Annotated in this window: 16 protein-coding genes; 4 read left to right on the top strand and 12 right to left on the bottom strand. The window is 62.6% G+C overall.

Annotated features, from left to right (window positions below; all coding sequences use genetic code 11):
- Window positions 1–19: 19 nt before the first annotated feature.
- The 9 genes from tatC to FJ936_RS13265 all read right to left on the bottom strand — a co-directional run bounded on the left by tatC (window position 20) and on the right by FJ936_RS13265 (window position 11,599).
- Entirely contained in the window at window positions 20–895 is an 876-nt protein-coding gene (gene tatC, locus FJ936_RS13305) for a twin-arginine translocase subunit TatC (RefSeq protein ID WP_140791054.1), read from the bottom strand.
- The gene (gene tatB, locus FJ936_RS13300) at window positions 892–1,644 is read right to left on the bottom strand and encodes a Sec-independent protein translocase protein TatB (RefSeq protein ID WP_140791056.1); all 753 of its coding nucleotides are present in this window, start codon (window positions 1,642–1,644) and stop codon (window positions 892–894) included. The genes tatC and tatB overlap by 4 nt, the downstream gene beginning before the upstream one ends.
- A gap of 29 nt (window positions 1,645–1,673) precedes the next feature.
- Window positions 1,674–1,895, bottom strand: coding sequence for a twin-arginine translocase TatA/TatE family subunit (locus tag FJ936_RS13295; protein WP_015317533.1), 222 nt, complete (start codon window positions 1,893–1,895; stop codon window positions 1,674–1,676).
- A gap of 180 nt (window positions 1,896–2,075) precedes the next feature.
- On the bottom strand, window positions 2,076–2,840 hold the full coding sequence (scpB, locus tag FJ936_RS13290; protein ID WP_140791058.1) for an SMC-Scp complex subunit ScpB: 765 nt from the start codon (window positions 2,838–2,840) through the stop codon (window positions 2,076–2,078).
- Window positions 2,837–3,637, bottom strand: coding sequence for a ScpA family protein (locus tag FJ936_RS13285; protein ID WP_140791064.1), 801 nt, complete (start codon window positions 3,635–3,637; stop codon window positions 2,837–2,839). Before FJ936_RS13285 ends, scpB begins: the two co-directional genes overlap by 4 nt.
- Window positions 3,638–3,699: 62 nt before the next feature.
- The gene (nagZ, locus tag FJ936_RS13280; RefSeq protein ID WP_023783178.1) at window positions 3,700–4,719 is read right to left on the bottom strand and encodes a beta-N-acetylhexosaminidase; all 1,020 of its coding nucleotides are present in this window, start codon (window positions 4,717–4,719) and stop codon (window positions 3,700–3,702) included.
- 243 nt (window positions 4,720–4,962) lie between these two features.
- Complete coding sequence (locus FJ936_RS13275; protein ID WP_140791066.1) at window positions 4,963–8,463, bottom strand: SPOR domain-containing protein; 3,501 nt, start codon at window positions 8,461–8,463, stop codon at window positions 4,963–4,965.
- Window positions 8,464–8,566: 103 nt separating this feature from the next.
- Complete coding sequence (gene argS / locus FJ936_RS13270; protein WP_140791068.1) at window positions 8,567–10,324, bottom strand: arginine--tRNA ligase; 1,758 nt, start codon at window positions 10,322–10,324, stop codon at window positions 8,567–8,569.
- A 60-nt stretch (window positions 10,325–10,384) separates the two neighbouring features.
- Window positions 10,385–11,599, bottom strand: a complete 1,215-nt coding sequence (locus tag FJ936_RS13265) for a deoxyguanosinetriphosphate triphosphohydrolase (RefSeq protein ID WP_140716620.1) — start codon at window positions 11,597–11,599, stop codon at window positions 10,385–10,387.
- Window positions 11,600–11,675: 76 nt separating this feature from the next.
- Here FJ936_RS13265 and erpA point away from each other — a divergent pair, with 76 nt between their 5' ends.
- From erpA to FJ936_RS13245, 4 genes are read left to right on the top strand one after another with little or no spacing between them, the layout of a single operon-like run.
- On the top strand, window positions 11,676–12,023 hold the full coding sequence (erpA, locus tag FJ936_RS13260; RefSeq protein WP_140661113.1) for an iron-sulfur cluster insertion protein ErpA: 348 nt from the start codon (window positions 11,676–11,678) through the stop codon (window positions 12,021–12,023).
- A gap of 7 nt (window positions 12,024–12,030) precedes the next feature.
- Window positions 12,031–12,423, top strand: a complete 393-nt coding sequence (locus FJ936_RS13255; RefSeq protein ID WP_140791070.1) for a VOC family protein — start codon at window positions 12,031–12,033, stop codon at window positions 12,421–12,423.
- Between the two features lie 7 nt (window positions 12,424–12,430).
- Window positions 12,431–13,228 (top strand): exodeoxyribonuclease III, encoded by a 798-nt coding sequence (gene xth / locus FJ936_RS13250; RefSeq protein ID WP_015317524.1) that lies wholly within the window; start codon window positions 12,431–12,433, stop codon window positions 13,226–13,228.
- Between the two features lie 50 nt (window positions 13,229–13,278).
- Window positions 13,279–13,596: a hypothetical protein gene (locus FJ936_RS13245; protein ID WP_015317523.1), complete on the top strand. Its 318-nt coding sequence runs from the start codon at window positions 13,279–13,281 to the stop codon at window positions 13,594–13,596.
- Between the two features lie 23 nt (window positions 13,597–13,619).
- Here FJ936_RS13245 and FJ936_RS13240 read toward each other — a convergent pair whose 3' ends face one another.
- The 3 genes from FJ936_RS13240 to FJ936_RS13230 all read right to left on the bottom strand — a co-directional run bounded on the left by FJ936_RS13240 (window position 13,620) and on the right by FJ936_RS13230 (window position 17,693).
- Window positions 13,620–14,468: a tetratricopeptide repeat protein gene (locus FJ936_RS13240; protein WP_041163432.1), complete on the bottom strand. Its 849-nt coding sequence runs from the start codon at window positions 14,466–14,468 to the stop codon at window positions 13,620–13,622.
- Window positions 14,455–16,179, bottom strand: a complete 1,725-nt coding sequence (ilvD, locus tag FJ936_RS13235; RefSeq protein WP_140791072.1) for a dihydroxy-acid dehydratase — start codon at window positions 16,177–16,179, stop codon at window positions 14,455–14,457. The genes FJ936_RS13240 and ilvD overlap by 14 nt, the downstream gene beginning before the upstream one ends.
- Before the next feature lie 290 nt (window positions 16,180–16,469).
- Window positions 16,470–17,693 (bottom strand): OmpP1/FadL family transporter, encoded by a 1,224-nt coding sequence (locus tag FJ936_RS13230; RefSeq protein WP_140791074.1) that lies wholly within the window; start codon window positions 17,691–17,693, stop codon window positions 16,470–16,472.
- Window positions 17,694–17,753 lie beyond the last annotated feature (60 nt).

Below are 17,753 nucleotides of genomic sequence, written 5' to 3'. Positions count from 1 at the left end.
TTCCGCCGCCGCCGATGCCCTACCAGGCCGCCGGCGCTGGCGGCTCGTCCGGCGCCTTGTCGGCCACGGTCTCGCCGGCTTCCTGCTTCTCGCGCGCAAGCCGCTGTTTCTCCTGGTCGCGCTCGATCCACCGCGCGGCCCAGATGGAAACCTCGTAGAGAAGGATGGTCGGAATGGCCAAGCCGATCTGGCTCATCGGATCCGGAGGTGTCAGCACCGCGGCAACGATGAAGGCGATGACGATCGCCCATTTGCGTTTTTCGGCCAGCGCCTTGGACGACAGCATGCCGACGCGCGTCATCAGGCTGGTTACCACCGGCAGCTGGAACACCAGGCCGAAGGAGAAGATCAGCGTCATGATCAGGCTGAGATATTCCGACACTTTCGGCAGCAGCGAAATCTGTACCTGGTCGTCGGTGCCGACCTGCTGCATGGCGAGGAAGAACCACATCACCATCGGCGTGAAGAAGAAATAGACCAGCGAGGCGCCCATCAGGAACAGGATGGGCGATGCGATCAGGAACGGCAGGAAGGCATTGCGCTCGTTCTTGTAGAGCCCGGGCGCAATGAATTTGTAGATCTGCGTGGCGATCAGCGGAAAGGCGATGACCATGCCGCCGAACATGGCGAGCTTGACCTGCGTGAAGAAGAATTCCTGCGGCGCGGTATAGATCAGCTCGACCTTGTGCGGGTCCAGCCCTGCCCATTTCGTCGCCCACTTGAAGGGGACAACCAGAAGGTTGAACAGCCTCTTGGCAAAGAAAAAGCAAACCAGGAAGGCAACGAAGAAGCCACCGAGAGACCAGATCAACCGCCTGCGCAGCTCGATCAGATGCTCCATCAGAGGCGCCGACGATTTTTCGATCTCGTCCTTTTCCTTGTCCGAAACGCTCACTTGGCGGCTCCAGCCGTCTTTTTGGCTACCGGCTTCTTGGCCCCAGCAGGTTTCGGTTCGGTTTTCGCGGACGCCTTGGCTGCAGGCGCCTTGGCGACGGCAGGCTTCGTCACAGCCGCGGTTTCAGGAACTGCCGCTGTCGTGGCCTTTGTCGACGCCTTGGGCGTGGGTGCGGTTTTTGCCGCCCCCGCGGGTGAGGCTTTTGCCGCCACCACCTTAATGGATGGCGCTTTTGAAGCCGGCACCGCCTTGGCGGTTTTCCTGGATGCCTTCGGTTCCGTGGAAGCCGCCACCACCGATTCATCGGTCATCGCCGGGAAAATCGATGCCGGTGTCGTGACTTCCGGGCCATTGACGCCAGGCATGGTCGTTGCACCGTTCTTCAACGGCTCGGCCGCTTGTGGCGTCGCCGCGGCAGGGGCCGATGGATCGGCGGCCGGCTTCGGCTTCATCGCCGCGTCGACGCCGGCGCGCACATCGGCTGCCGCCTGCTCGAACGGATTGAGCTGCTTCTTGATCTCGGCGACTGGGCTGAGACCCCGGAGTTCGTCGACCGACTTCTTGACGTCGTCGAGCTCGGCTTCCTTCAAGGCCTCGTTGAATTGCTTCTGGAAATCGGCGGCCATGGCGCGCAGCTTCGCCGTCGTGCGGCCGAATGTGCGCAGCATGTTGGGCAAATCCTTCGGCCCGACGACCACGATCATGACGATCGCGATCACCAGCATTTCGGTCCAGCCGACTTCAAACATGGCAATCTGTTCCGACTAGAACTTTTGGCTCAGCTCTTGCTGGCCTTTTCCTTCGCGGCCGAAACGGTCTCATCGGCACGGTGTTCGACGGTGCGCTTGTCGTCGGCAACGTCGTCGTCGGCCATGCCCTTCTTGAAGCTCTTGATGCCCTTGGCCATGTCACCCATCAGCTCGGGAATCTTGCCGCGGCCGAACACCAGCAGCACGATCACCAGCACGATCATCCAGTGCCAAATCGAAAATGAACCCATAACCAAATCTCTCTCGAATGTTTTCCCTGGCGATGATCTATGCGTTTTCGCTTTGGGATTCAAACACAACCGCGACAGAGTTTATGAAAGGCCGACGGATGTCACGCATTTTCGGCGATGCGGCCCGCTACCAAACGGCGCATGTAAAGCCGGAAAGCAGCTTTTGAAAGGCGCTCGTGGTCAATCTTCCGTGACGCGCGGCGTCAGCAGACCGAGCTCCTCGAGGTCGATGTCGGTCAGCGGATCCTCGTCTTCGGTCAGCGCGTCGGGATCGGCCGGCGGTTGCGGGATGGAGAAATTCGACGGCATGCGGCCCGAAAGCAGGCCGGCGCCCTTCAGTTCCTCCATGCCTGGAAGATCACGGATTTCCTCGAGTGCGAAATGGTCGAGGAAGGTTTCGGTTGTGCCATAGGTGACGGGGCGGCCGGGCGTTTTGCGGCGGCCGCGCATGCGCACCCATTCCGTTTCGAGCAGCGTGTCGAGCGTCCCCTTCGACGTCTCGACACCTCTGATGTCCTCGATCTCGGCGCGCGTCACCGGCTGGTGGTAGGCTATGATCGCCAGCACCTCGAGCGCCGCCCGTGACAGCTTGCGCTGCTGCACCGTATCGCGGCTCATCAGGAAGGCCAGGTCGCCGGCGGTTCGGAAGGCCCAGGCATCGCCGACCCGCACCAGATTGACGCCGCGCCGGGCGTAGATCTGCTGCAGCTCCCTCATGGCTAGCGCGACATTGATGCCATCGGGAAGGCGTGCGGCAAGCTGCTTTTCGCTGACTGGTTCGGCGCTGGCGAACACGATCGCCTCCGCCATGCGCACGGCTTCCGCCATATGCAGACGCTCGGCCGGGTTTTGCACCTGCTCGGCCACATCCTCGGAGAACAACTCCTGCCCAGGCTCGTCCTCGACCTTGAACTGGATAACCGAAGCGTTGGCGCGTTCGCTCATGATGCCACCTCGACTGCCTTGATTGCTTGCGTGCGGCCGCGCAAATAGATCGGGGCAAATGTCTGATCCTGCCGCACGTCCATCGTGCCGTCGCGCACCAGTTCCAATGTTGCCGCGAAGGAACTGGCGATCGCCGTGCGCCTTTCCTCGGGGCTGGTCATGTACACGATCAGGAAACTTTCCAGTGTCGTCCAGTCGCTTACAGCCCCGACAAGGCGGGTCAGGATGTCGCGCGCGTCCTTGAGCGACCAGACACCGCGCCTGGCGATCGTCACGTTGTTGATCGCCTGCTTCTGCCGCTGCTGGGCATAGGCCGTCAGCAAGTCGTAGAGCGACGCTGAATAGGCGTTGCGCTTCTCGATGATCACCATTTCCGGCATGCCGCGCGCGAACACGTCGCGACCGAGCCGGTTGCGGTTGACCAGACGCGCAGACGCGTCGCGCATGGCTTCGAGCCGCTTCAGCCGGAACTGCAGCACCGCCGCCAGTTCCTCACCGCTTTCGCCCTCCTCGCCCGGCTGCTTAGGGATCAGCAGCTTCGACTTGAGGAAGGCCAGCCAAGCCGCCATCACCAGATAGTCGGCGGCAAGTTCGAGCCGCAGCGTCCTCGCCGTCTCGACAAAGGTCAGATATTGCTCGACCAGTGCCAGGATCGAAATGCGCGCCAGATCGACCTTCTGGGTACGGGCAAGATGCAGGAGAAGGTCGAGCGGGCCTTCGAAGCCGGCCACGTCGACGACCAGCGACGGGTCGCCGGTGACGCGTGAATCGTCGTTCTCGGCCCACAGGCGGTCCATCGGTGCGGCCTTCGGAGCCTTGCTTTCCAATGCTTCCGCCACTGCCCTGTCACTTCCCTCGGCTATGCCACCGCGTCGAAATAGGTGGCGAATTCAGCGCGTATCTCGGTTTCTTCCACCGTGTCGCTTTTCTTTATATAGGTCATTGCTCGCTTGGCGCGCTCCAGCGACTTGCCTTCAAGCCCTTTGGTGCGCGATGCGATTCCCGCCATCTCCTCGAAAACGCCGTTGCAGTGAAGGACCAGATCACAGCCGGCCGCAAGGATCGAGGCGGCCTTTGTCGGGAAATCCCCAGAAAGTGCCTTCATCGAGGTGTCGTCGCTCATCAAGAGCCCGTCGAAGCCGATCTCGCGGCGGATGATCTCGTCGATGACCTTGCCGGAAGTCGTCGCCGGGTTCTTGGGATCGATGGCGCTGTAGACGACATGCGCGGTCATGGCCATCGGCAGATGGTTGAGTTCGCGGAACGGGGCAAAGTCGTGCCGTTGCAGATCGCTGAGCGAGGCGTCGACGACAGGCAGCTCGAAATGCGTGTCGGCAAACGCGCGGCCGTGCCCCGGAACATGCTTCATCACGGGCAGCACGCCGCCCGACATCAGGCCTTCGGCCGCGGCGCGGCCGAGTTCGATGACCGGACGCGGATCCTTGCCATAGGCGCGCGCGCCGATGACATCGCTGGCCCCTTCGATCGGGACGTCGAGCACCGGCAGGCAATCCGCCGATATGCCGTAGCGCAGGAGGTCGAAGGCATGCAGCCGCGCCATCAGCCAGGCGGCGCGCGCGCCTGCGTCGTGATCGTCGCGCCAAAGCGCCCCCAGCGCGCCACCGGCCGGATAGTTCGGCGCCAGCGGCGGTCGCAGGCGCTGCACCCTGCCGCCTTCCTGGTCGATGAACACCAGCGCGTCCGGGCGCCCGATGCAGTCGCGCATCTCGGCGACGAGATCGCGGATCTGCTCGGCCTCGCCGATGTTGCGGGCAAACAGGATGAAGGCCCACGGGCACTCATTGCGATAGAAACGGATCTCTTCGCGGGTGAGCGTTTTCCCGGCACAGCCGAGGATCATGGATTTTGATTCGGTCATTTCAGGAGTCTAGGGCTTCGCGAGGTCAAAGGGAATCATCCCTGACCGCATGGCCGGCTGCAAAACAGGCTTCCACATGAAAAAGTCGGCGCGGCCTTGGGCCGCGCCGACTTTAAGAGATTGGATCGACGTCTAGAGCATGATGCCGAAAAGTGTGAAACGGTTTTCGTACGACATGCTCTATTTCTTTGATTTAGAGACGGATTCAGATTTCGGGTCGACTCGACCTGAAATCATCCGGCTCTAGCGCGATACGAAGCAGTTGCCGCCCGCGGTCTTGTAGCTGGTGCACAAATTGATCGCATCGTTGCGCGACTGAGCTGGAACGCGCACGCGGTAGAACGTGCCCTTGCCGGCGATCTCGGCCTTGACGATGTTGGCCGTGCGGCCGGAGAGCACGCTGCCGTAGCGGCGCTGCAGGTCCTGGTAGGTCGACTGGGCACTCTCTACCGTCGGCTGAGAAGCGATCTGCATCGACCACGAACCGCTGCCGGTCGCGGTCGAGGCGGGATCGATGGAAGCGACCTGATCTGGCTTGACCTCGCCGACCACGTCGACCGGCTGGTCGGACGGACGCTGCGGCGCGATCGCAACCTTGGCCGGCGTGTTGGCCGACTGCGCCTTGGCTTCAGCCTTGGCAGGCTTGGCCGCGGGCTTCAGAGCCGGCTCATCGTCGGCCTGCGCGGCGGCGGGCGCCACGGTGCCAGTCTGGTCGGTGCCAGTCTGGGCGGTACCGGTCTGGGCGGCGCCAGTCTGGGCGGCGCCAGTCTGGTCGGCATTGGCCAGCGCGGCAGGCGCCACATGCTGTGGTGCCGGATCGGTCGGCTCCGCCGCGGCGACCTGGGGTGTCGCCGGTGCCGGATCCTCACGCGCCACCAGCGAGCCGTCGGACTTGACCACCATGGTCCTGACCTTGCGCGGCGCAACGGCAACGACATCGTTGCTGGTGCCCTTGTCGGCTTCCTGCAGGACCTGCGCGATGCGATCCTCCGACTTCGGCGTGGGCGCCGCTATGTTGGCGGGGGCCGCACCAGCGGTCGAGACGTCGCCTGCGCCATCCGTACCGGCGGCGGCGTTCTGGTCGGGAGAAAGATCGACGGCGCGGGCCGGGTCCTTCGCCTGCACGTCCACCGGCTCCTCGGCGTTGGTGACGAGCTTCTGCTGGACCGGCTCGGCCGGCTTCGCGCCCTTGACCACCGCGTCATAGACCTTGTTGTCCTGGTTCGGCACCACGGTGCCACCCGGATTTTCCGGCTTGATCTTGATCGGTGAATTATCGGCCTTGACGATCACCGGAGCCTCACTGCCGCCCTTGCCGCCGAAAGACAGCGCAAAGGCGCCAAGGCCGCCCGCGACCGCCACGGCACCGACAATCGCCGCGATGAAGAGGCCGCGCCGGCCGGACGACCGGGCGGCTTCCCGCTCGCCGAGACCCGGAACCGACATCGCTTCGTCCAGTTCGGGATCGTAGTCGAGTTCATCGACGGTGAAATCGTCCGCCTGCGAGATCGGCTGGCTGCCGGGCAGATCATCGAAGCCTTCAGCAGCATCGGCATAGGTCGAGGCCGTCGCCGCGCGGGCAGGCATTTCCGCCGGCCGTGCCGCATAGGTCCGCGCTTCCGGCTGATAGGCCGGCCTGGATTCTTCATATCCCGGATTGACCGCGTCATATCCCGGATTGACCGCGTCATATCCCGGATTGGCGTTGCCATATCCCGGATTGACCGCGTCATATCCCGGATTGGCGTTGCCATATCCCGGATTGGCGTTGCCATATGCCGGATTGGCCGCGCCGTATCCCGGATTGAACCCGGCATTGTAGGATTCGTCCGCATAGGCGGCGCTAGTGGCAGAAGCAGGCGCGACCTCCACCGAATTCATTTCAGTCAGAAGGCTGGCGAATTCGGCGTCGAGATCGTCATAACCGGATGCTACCGGCTCATCATCCTCGAAATGCAACTCTGGAATGTCGAGATCGTCGGCCAGCGCCACGACGCGCTCCGGCACATCGACCGTCTCGACATCGGGCATCTCTTCATAACGCGAAGACTGCTGCGCCTGCGGTGCCGACGGAGCCACGTAGGGAGCGGCTGCAACCGGCTCGGCCGGATGGTAGGACGGCACCGCGGCCGTTTCCGGTGCTGCCGTCCAGGCCGCCATCGAGGCGGCAGGCTGCGCGGCAAATGCCGGCTGCTGGGGAACCGGTGTCACGCGGCTCCACGAACGGGCCGGCTCCGACGGCGCGGAGCGTTCCGCCAGCCAATCGAGCGAATCAGCTTGATCCTGCGGGGAAGCTGTTTCGTCACGCGGGTCGACGCCCTTGGCCCGGGTGGCGTCGATGGTGTCATTGTCGAAATCGACCTCGCCCTGTTCAGCGGTCTCCGAGCCGAAATCATGGTCCCGAAGCTCATCGAGCAGCAGGTCGTCGAGGTCAACGTCAGCGGCATGGGCGGAACCGGACTGATGCACATCCTCGGACGCTGCTTCATCGAGATCCCAGTCGAGATCACCAACAAGATCGACAGGTTCCTCCGCGGCCTTTGCAGTCGAGACGAGTGGCGGCTGAACAGGCGCGGCGGCCGGCTGGGGCACGACCAGCTGAGCCATGGCCGGCTCCCTGGCCGACGGCAGGGTGCGCGCAGTCATGGCGCCAAGAAGCGCGTTCAACTCGTCTTCGAGGCTTCGTTCGTCCGTGATGGGCGCCTGCACTGGCGACGCGATGGCTGCCGCGGGCGCCATCGGCTGCGCGGGAGCCGCTGCGATTTCGGCGACGGGCTCTTCGGCGGGCTCGGCAAACGCCTCGTCCAAATCCAGGTCGAAAGCATCATCCGAAATGGCTTCAGCGCCTGGAACCTCGTCCTTCATGCCGATGACATCGGCAAGCAACTCACGCGCTCGCGGCTCCTCAAAAGCCTCTGGCTCATCGGCCTGAACGTCAAAATCCACGTCGACATCGGCCATGGCATCGTCGAACTGACCAACGAAATCCTCGCCGGAGATCGACTGGGTCTCATCCGCGGCGGCCGGCGCCGGCTCTGGATATTCGGCAGCAGCCACTTGGCGCTGATCCGCCGAATGGTCGTCGAGCATCAACTCGTCCTCAAGCGAGATCGCAACGGCATCGTCGAATTCTTGATCGGAAGCCGGCTCGGCCGCTGCCGCCACTTCTGCAACCGGCGATTCAACGGCATACCGGGGCTCGGCGGCGTCGTCCTCGATATGGAAATCCCGGTCGAGGGAAGCGGCAAGCTCGTCTTCCATTGGCAGATCGTCGTCAAGGGCCGAAACGTCTTCGAGCGAGCTGGCCACGGTATTGTCGAAATCGATGTCGACGGCAGGCTCGACGGACGGCACGGCTTCCGCGGCGCCGGCATGGCTGGCGGCCACCGTCCGGTCATCGAGCTCAGCCATGTCCAGGTGAAAATCGTCATCAAGCGACAGCGCGAGATCGTCATCCGACACATCGATTGCCACCGGCTCGAATGCCGGCTCATGAGCCTCGACAAGCGGAGCGGCGACGCTGTCGGCAGCGTCGAATTCGCCCATCAGTTCCTTCTCGAGATCAATGTCGAAATCGCCCTCTCCCGCAGCCTGATCGGCGACCATGGCTTTCGGCTCGGCCGGCGCCTGCGGCTTGACCGGCTGGCGGGGGTCGAATCCCATGATCCTGGTCAGTTCCGCGAACGGATCATCGGCGGCGATGTCGTTGTTGTCGGCTACTCTCAGCTGGGTTCTGTCTGCCATTATTGTTCCCGAACTCGCACTCATTCGGACGCCATGGACGTCGCGCAGGGTTGGCCCTTACCAGCGCAATGTGGGCAAAAGGTGACAGGTTTTTTAGTCAAACCTAACGCATTTCGGTGGGCGCGGCGGCCCCGATCAACGTCAGGCCGGACGTCAGAACATCCGAAACAGCCTGCACCAGCCCTAGTCTGGCATGCGTCAATTGTCGGTCGTTAACCTTAACAAAACGTAAGTCCGGATTATCCGTACCCCGGTTCCAGTGTCCATGGAAACTGGAAGCCAGATCATAAAGATAAAATGCCAGCCGATGCGGCTCGAGCGCAAGAGCGGCGGACTCGATCAGGCGCGGATATTCCGCAAGCTTCCTGATCAAGCCGATTTCCCCTTCGTCGGTCAACGACGTTGACGCTGCCGCCAGGCTGTTGCGGTCGAAATTCGCCTCGCCCAATTGTTCGCTCGCCTGCCGGAACACCGAATGGCAGCGCGCCGAGGCGTACTGCACGTAAAACACCGGATTGTCCTTGGACTGTTCGGTCACCTTGGCGAAGTCGAAATCGAGCGGCGCATCGTTCTTGCGATAAAGCATCATGAAGCGGATCGGATCGCGTCCGACTTCTTCCACCACCTCGCGCAGCGTCACGAAGTCACCGGACCGCTTCGACATCCGCACCGGCTCGCCATCGCGAAACAGCTTGACGAGATTGCACAGGAGAACGGTGAGCTTGACGTCGTCGCCGGCAATGGCCCGCGCCAGGGCTTCCAGGCGCTTGACGTAGCCGCCATGGTCGGCCCCGAGAACATAGATCAGGTCGACGAAGCCGCGGTCGACCTTGTCCTTGAGATAAGCCACGTCGGCCGCGAAATAGGTGAACGAGCCGTCGGACTTGACCAGCGCCCGATCCATGTCGTCGCCGACGGCGGTCGAACGGAACAGCGTCTGTTCGCGGTCTTCCCAGTCGTCCGGCTTCTCGCCCTTGGGCGGCGGCAGCTTGCCCTTGTAGATATGGCCCTTCAGCGTCAGGTCGTTGATCGCCGAGCGGATCTTCCTGGCATTGTCGGCATGCAGCGTGCGTTCGGAGAAGAACACGTCGTGATGCACGTTGAGCAGTGCAAGGTCCTCGCGGATCATCACCATCATCGCATCTATGGTGCGATCCTTGACGATGGCCAATGCCTCGTCATCAGGCATCTGCAGCAAGGAACGGCCAAACTCCCTGACCAGAGCCTCGCCGACGGAGACCAGATAGTCGCCGGGATAAAGTCCTGCCGGAATCTCGCCAATATCGTCGCCAAGCGCCTCGCGATAGCGCAACATCGCCGAGCGCCCGAGCACGTCGATCTGCGACCCGGCGTCGTTGATGACATATTCCTTGGTCACGTCGTAACCGGCGAACGCCATCAGGTTGGCGAGCGCATCCCCGACGACGGCGCCCCGGCAATGGCCGACATGCATCGGCCCGGTCGGATTGGCCGAGACATATTCGACATTGGTTTTGCGGCCGGCGCCGATCGTCGAGCGGCCGTAGTTGGGACCCTCGCCCAAAAGCGCCGACAGATGCGCCTGCCAGAAACCGTCCCGGAGCCTGAGATTGACGAAGCCGGGACCGGCGACCTCGGCGGCGGCGACATCCTGGTCGGCCCGCAGGGCGTCCGCCAATCTCTCGGCCAGCGCGCGCGGGTTCTGTCCGGTTGGCTTGGCCAGCACCATCGCCGCATTGGTCGCGAGATCGCCATGGCTGGCGTCGCGCGGCGGCTCGACGGCGATGCGCGACAGATCAGGCGAAACGCCGTCCTGGTCCTTCAGGTCTAGCGCTTCGACAGCCTTTGTGACTCGCGCGGTGAAATCGGCGAAGATGTTCATGGTGTATGCTCGGTGGCTTTATGACGAATCCGGCCCTTTGGCCGGCAAATCGAGCCCGCCCTAGCTCAAATCCGGGGTGCGGTCAAACAAACGCCTGTGTTCCTTGAGCGCGTAGGTGTCGGTCATGCCGGCCAGGAAATCGGCGACGCTGCGCGCTTTGATGCGATCCTCGGCGCGGTCCAGCCCTTCGCGCCAGCCGTCCGGCATGGCGCGCGGGTCGGCAAAATAGACGTCGAACAGGTCCCGGACGATCTGCTCGGCGTCCGCACGCACCCGCATGACCTCCTCGTGCCGGTAGAGGTGCTTGTAGAGGAAGGCCTTCAGTTCCTTCTCGGCTTCCGCCATCTCGATCGAAAATGTTACCATCGTTTCGCCCGCCGCCCTGACCGCGTCAGCGCTCAGCGGCCTGATCCGCTCCAGATTGGCGGTGGTCGACTTGATCACATCCTCGACCATGGCCGTGATCTGGCGCCGCATCAATTCGTGGCCGGTGCGCACGTCATCAAGCCTGGGATAGCGCTCGCGCACAGCTTTCAGGATCGTTCCAGGCAGCGAAACGGCCTTCAGCATGTCAAGCGTCAGCAGCCCTGACCTCAGCCCATCATCGATATCATGCGTGTTGTAGGCAATGTCGTCGGCAATCGCCGCGCACTGCGCTTCGATGCCGGCGAACCGGTCTAGCTCGAGATCCTGTAGTTGCGAGTAGTCGCGGATCGCCTGCGGTACCGGCCCTTTCAGGCCTTGGCCGCTACTGTCGGTGAGCGGACCATTGTGCTTGACCAGGCCTTCCAGCGTTTCCCAGCTCAGATTGAGCCCGTCAAATTCAGCGTAGCGCGCCTCCAGCCTGGTCACGATGCGCAGCGATTGTGCGTTGTGGTCGAAGCCGCCCCACGCCGCCATCTTTTCGTTCAGCGCGTCCTCGCCTGTGTGGCCAAAAGGCGTGTGGCCGAAATCATGCACCAGCGCCACCGCTTCGGCGAGATCCTCGTCGCCGCGTAGCGCCCGCGCCAGGGCACGTGCGATCTGCGCCACCTCGATCGAATGGGTCAGTCTTGTGCGGTAGTGGTCGCCTTCGTGCGCGATGAAGACCTGCGTCTTGTGCTTGAGCCGCCGAAACGCCGTCGAATGGATGATCCGGTCGCGGTCACGCTGGAACGGTGTGCGGGTCGGACTTTCCACCTCGTCGAACAGCCGGCCGCGCGAACGTGCGGGATCCGTGGCGTAGGCCGCGCGTGGCCGATAGCCAAAACCGATGTCGCCAAGCTCATTTGTCATGGCTGATGCTGCCGCAGTTGACTTGCCCCGTCGCGCTTCATACCTATCATGTGAAACCGAAAGCAAGGTGACGCCCATGGGCGCGGATGCCAAGACTGCCATGAAAGTCGATATGACCGAGGCCGCGGCCAAGCGGATTGCCAGGATTGTTTCGGCCGAAGCCGGCAAGACGGCGCTGCGTGTGTCCGTCGAAGGTGGCGGCTGCTCCGGCTTTTCCTACAAATTCGATCTGGTCGACACACGCAATGACGACGACGTCGCCATCGAGAAGGATGGCGCCACGGTGCTGATCGACGACATGTCGCTGGTCTATATGGGTGGCTCGGTGATCGATTTCGTCGACGATCTGATGGGACAGTCGTTCCAGATCAGGAACCCGAATGCGGTCGCCTCCTGCGGCTGCGGCACCAGCTTCTCCATCTAGGACCGAGATGCCCGCAACTGGCGCGGTTCGTCAGGTTGCGCTCTCAGCCGGTCGCGACCTCGACGCGACGCTGGCCTTTTGGCGCGACGTCCTCGGCATGAGCATTCATGCCCGCTACGATCCGCCCGGCATCGCCTTCATCATGGCAGGCAATGTCAGGCTGTTGTTTACCGACGGCATCCCGGCCGGCACCCTCTATCTCGACATGTCAGGCCTCGAAGCCTTCCACGCCGAGGCCAAGGCAGCCGGCATCCCCTTCACCGCGCCGCCGGCGCTCGTCCATCGCGACACCGAGGGCCAGTTCGGCCCGGCGGGGGAAAGCGAATGGATGGCCTTTATAAAGGACCCGGCAGGCAATACGATCGGTTTGGTCGAACGCCGTCCGCCGCAGGAACAATGAGACCGTCATGAAAATCGTCACCTGGAACATCAACGGCGTGCGCGCCCGCATCGGCAACCTGACCCATTGGCTGACCGAGAGCGCGCCCGACATCGTCTGCCTGCAGGAGATCAAGACGGTCGACGAGCAGTTCCCGCGCGCCGAGATCGAGGCGCTTGGCTATAATGTCGAAACCCATGGCCAGAAGGGCTTCAACGGTGTTGCCCTGCTGTCGAAGCTTCCTTTCGACGAGGTCATCAGGGGCCTGCCGGGCGACGACATCGACGAGCAGGCCCGTTTCATCGAGGGTGTTTTTTCCACCGACAAGGGCGCGCTTCGTGTCGCCTCGCTCTATCTGCCCAACGGCAACCCGATCGATGACGAGAAGAAGTTCCCCTACAAGCTGTCGTGGATGGCGCGGCTGGAGCGGTGGGCGCAGGAGCGCCTGAGGCTGGAAGAGGCGTTGGTGCTGGCCGGCGACTACAATGTCATCCCCGAGCCCATCGACGCGCGGTTTCCGGAGAACTGGCTGGGCGACGCGCTGTTCCAGCCGCGGACGCGGCAGGCTTTCCGCCGGCTGCTGAACCTCGGCTTCACCGAAGCGGTGCGCGCGGTCACCGATGCGCCTGATACCTACACATTCTGGGATTATCAGGCCGGCGCCTGGCAGAAGAACAACGGCATCCGCATCGACCATCTGCTGTTGTCGCCGGAAGCCGCAAACCGGTTCTCATCGGCTTCGATCGAAAAACATGTGCGCGCCTGGGAAAAACCGTCCGATCACGTCCCGGTAGCGATCAACCTCGCGCTGCAGCCGGCCGGATAACCAGAGAAACCCTCATATCGCCACATTCCGACGCATGATGGGAGATCATCATGGCGGCCGGGGTTCCCATGACCATTCGATTTGCTCTTTGTCCGATCGGCTTGGCACTCGCCACGGCCGCGATCGTGCCGGCCTTCGCCGCGCAGGAATGTCTTGCCAATGGAAAATCCTATCCGGTCGGCCAGGTCGCCTGCCTGACGGTCGCCGATCAGAGTCATTTGGCTCGCTGCGACATGGTGCTCAACAACACGTCGTGGACAAAGGTCGGCGATAGCTGCCCCGCAAACACGATGGCGCCGCACCTGCACGTCACGCCGATCTCCACACCCGCGCCAAGCATGGTGCCGACGGAGCCAACCGAAAACTGATTTTCTGGTTCCTCGAAAGAACCTTACTGATCGACGTTGCTGCCCTTGGTCAGGATATCGTCGGCCAGTGAGATCGCGGTTCGACGGTCGGCTTCGCCGGCAGCGGCGAAGGCCTCTTCCTGCATGCCGCGAATCCAGGGCTGATCGGCCGGGGAAGCACGCTCGAGGGCCGCTGTCATCATCGCCAGACCGCGCACGACCTTGCCGCTCTGGAACAACAGATGGCCAAGCGTCGCCTGCGCGCCGGCATGGCCCTTCTCGGCGGCGAGTTGGAACCAGCGCCCGGCCTGCTTGACGCTGGCTTTCACGCCGCCTTCGCCCTTCAGGAACATCTGCCCCATCTCGAACTGGGCGTTCGGATTGCGGTAATTGGCGGCGGCGCGCATGTAATATTCCTGCGCCGCCACCTCGTTCTCGCTGACCGGGCTGCCGGGAATGCCCTTGCGCAGATAGTCGCCCAGCGCCACCAGCGCGTCGGAGACGTAACTTTCTTCCGGAGAGCCGGGCTCGACGTCCTGGTCTACGATCTCCGAGAAGAACTTGAACGCCTCATAATCGTCGCGGGCCACGCCGTCGCCTTCGGCATACATGCGGGCAAGCTTCCAGGTGGCGCCGATCTGGCCGTTCTCGGCGGCGTATTTATAGGCCTCGGCCGCCTGTTCCTTGTGGCCGTTCTTGTAGGCGGAGAAGCCGAACTGGAACACCGCCCAGGGGCTCGACTGCGGCTTCACTCCGGTCTTGTCGTCGAACACCTTGTCGTCGAAAGCCACGGCCTGGCCCACGGCGCCAAAGATCGCAACCGCGACCAGTGCCGGAAGGACAGATGACCTCAGCAACTCTGGTGTTGACTTCAACAACTCAGATATCCGCATAGCAGTGTGTTTCTTTCGCACCGCCCGGATGGGTGACCGCGCCATCCCGGGCGGACCCTACCGTCTGTGCGTATTTCCATATCGCGCCCGACTGATAGTCGGTCGTACGCGCCTTCCATGTCTTCGCCCGAGCCGCCAGCTCGCTATCGGACAGCGCCACCTCGATCGTGCCCTTCACCGCGTCGATCGTGATCACGTCGCCATCCCTGACGAGACCGATCGGACCACCAACCGCAGCTTCCGGCCCGACATGGCCGATGCAGAAGCCGCGTGTCGCGCCCGAGAAGCGACCGTCCGTGATCAGTGCCACCTTGCCGCCCATGCCCTGGCCGTAGAGTGCCGCCGTCGTCGACAGCATCTCGCGCATGCCAGGGCCGCCGCGCGGTCCCTCATAGCGGATGACCAGAACCTCGCCTTCCCGGTAGTTGCGATGCGTCACCGCTTCGAAACATTCCTCTTCCGAATCGAAGCAGCGCGCCGGGCCGGAGAATTTCAACTCCGCCATGCCCGCGACCTTCACGATCGCGCCTTCGGGGGCAAGGTTTCCCTTCAAGCCCACGACACCGCCGGTTTGGGTAATAGGTCTGTCGGCCGGGCGGACCACATTCTGGTGTTCATTCCAGGCAACGTGCTCCATATTTTCGGCCAAAGTGCGGCCAGTGACCGTCAGGCAATCGCCATGCAGATAGCCATGGTCGAGCAGCGTCTTCATCAGCAGCGGAATGCCGCCGGCCTCGAACATGTCCTTGGCGACATATTTGCCGCCCGGCTTGAGATCGGCGATGTAAGGCGTCTTCTCGAAGATGCGCGCCACGTCGAACAGGTCGAATTTCAGTCCGGCCTCATGCGCGATCGCCGGCAGGTGCAGTGCCGCATTGGTCGAGCCACCGGTGGCCGAGACCACGGTCGCCGCGTTTTCCAGCGCCTTCAGCGTGACGATGTCGCGCGGGCGGATGTTTTTGGCGATGAGCTCCATGATTTTTTCGCCGGAGGCGAAATTGAAGCGGTCGCGCATTTCGTAGGGCGCCGGCGCGCCGCAGGAATAAGGCAGCGCGAGGCCGATCGCCTCGGCGACCGTGGCCATGGTGTTGGCGGTGAACTGGGCGCCGCAGGAACCGGCCGATGGACAGGCCACCTGTTCTATTTCAAGCAACTCGGCATCGCCGATCGTGCCGACCGAATGCTGGCCGACCGCTTCAAACACATCCTGCACGGTGATCTGACGGCCGCGATAGCTGCCGGGCAGGATCGAACCGCCATAGATGAATATCGACGGCACGTTGAGCCGCACCATGGCCATCATCATGCCGGGCAGCGACTTGTCGCAGCCGGCGAGACCGACCAGCGCATCGTAGCAATGGCCGCGCATGGTGAGCTCGACCGAATCGGCGATGACCTCGCGCGACACCAGCGACGACTTCATGCCCTGGTGGCCCATGGCGATGCCGTCGGTGACGGTGATGGTGCAGAATTCGCGCGGCGTACCATTGGCGGCGGCCACCCCTTTCTTGACCACCTGCGCCTGGCGCATCAGCGAGATGTTGCAGGGTGCCGCTTCGTTCCAGCAGGAGGCGACGCCGACCAGCGGCTGCGCGATCTCGGCCGCCGAGAGGCCCATGGCATAGAGATAGGACCGGTGCGGCGCACGCGCCGGACCGACAGTCACATGGCGGCTAGGGAGCTTAGCCTTTGAGATGACCTTGGCGTCCATTCTCTTCCTTGCCGCGGGCGGTGCGGCCTGTCCCATCGCCGAGCCTTTTGGCGCGTGTCCCGAGACAAGGTTCGAGGTGCGCCGGGTTTATGGCGGGAAATGGGCAATTTCCTCGACCTGACTTCTAGCGCGGGGGTTGTTCAGAAAGTGTTGCCAAAACGTCACAATCGCACGAGGCGGCCACAGTGCGGCTTATATACAACGCAGCTTGGATGACGGCGCCGCCGATAAACCCGGCTCAAACGAAAAGGCCGGGCAATGCCCGGCCTTTTATTATAGTTTTCAGAGATTTAGAACTTGATCTTGATTCCACCCGATAGCGCCGTGACCAGATCGTTGCCGAAGTCGTAGCTGGCGTCTTCGCCAGCAACGTAGCCGTTTTCTCCAGCCAACGTGCCGGAATGGCCGCTGGTCAGGACGCCAACCGCACCCGCCAGACGTACTTCGATATTAGGCCGAGGCGTATAAGCAACGCCGCCGCCCAGCGTCCAAGTATCGGTCTGCGCGCCGTAACCATGCGAGGTGCCACGATCCCAGGAAAGCTGACCGGCAGCGCTCCACTGATCGTTAAATTTGTGACCGACACCGCCGGTGACGGTCCAACCGTCGCGATACATCAGGTCGAGTGAGGTGACTGCACCCGGGGAACCGGTAAAGCAAGACGCGGATGGAACAAAACGAGTCGGGCAGATCGGAACGCTTTGCAGCACACTCCAATTGACCCACTTGATCGAGCCGAAGGCAAGCCAGCCGGGTGCGATGCCAGACTGAAGTTTCAACTCCAACGAGTCTGGCATGTATTGCGTCGAGCCATAAATCGGCTCAGACCCAAGTGGCGTCGTGAGTGTGCCGGTGATGTTGTCAAGTTTGACCTGGGAATTGTAGACCAAGCTCGCGCGAAGAGCGATATCGGGGATTTCGTATGCAACGCCGGCTCGCCAGCCCCATCCATTGGCCTCCAGGTCGACGCGGCCAATCGGTGACGGCCCAATTGGATTGAAACCAACCAGGCTCTCCTTGAAGCCTGAAATATCCTGGTAGAACACGCCGCCGATAAAACGGAGTTGGCCCTTGCCGACATCGAACTTGTAGGAGCAGGTACCAGCGTAGTTATTGCTCTTGATATCCGTTTCGACGTTGGAAAACGCGCCATTCCAAGACGTACCAGGCGCTGTGTGGGCACCCCACGGCTGTGAATAGTCGACCATGCAGTCGACTCCCTGCACGACCTGCACCTTCGCCCCGATACGGGGTACCCAATAGCCCTCGGCGCCATCCGCCGTCGAACCGAGAAAATTGAAGCCACCCGGACCCGTCGCATTCTTGTACTTGCGATCCGGCATCACATAGGTCGCTTCGGCTTCAGTCGCGAACGGCGCCGGATCGAACAACAGGTCGATGTCGTAGCCGCCGCGCTCCAGGCCGCCTGCATGCGCCGGATGGATAACCGAGCCCACCAAAGCCAGCGAAAAGCATCCTGCTCCCAGCAGTGCTTTCAGACGCGAATTGTTCATGGATGTCCTCCCCGAATAACCAGTGCATCAAGCTAGAACCAATTCGGGTTAACGGTGCAA

This window comes from Mesorhizobium sp. B2-4-13 (assembly GCF_006658535.1).
Lineage (GTDB): Bacteria > Pseudomonadota > Alphaproteobacteria > Rhizobiales > Rhizobiaceae > Mesorhizobium > Mesorhizobium australicum.
The sequence above is the reverse complement of the archived record's forward strand: the minus strand, read 5'-3'. Positions and strand labels throughout refer to the sequence as shown.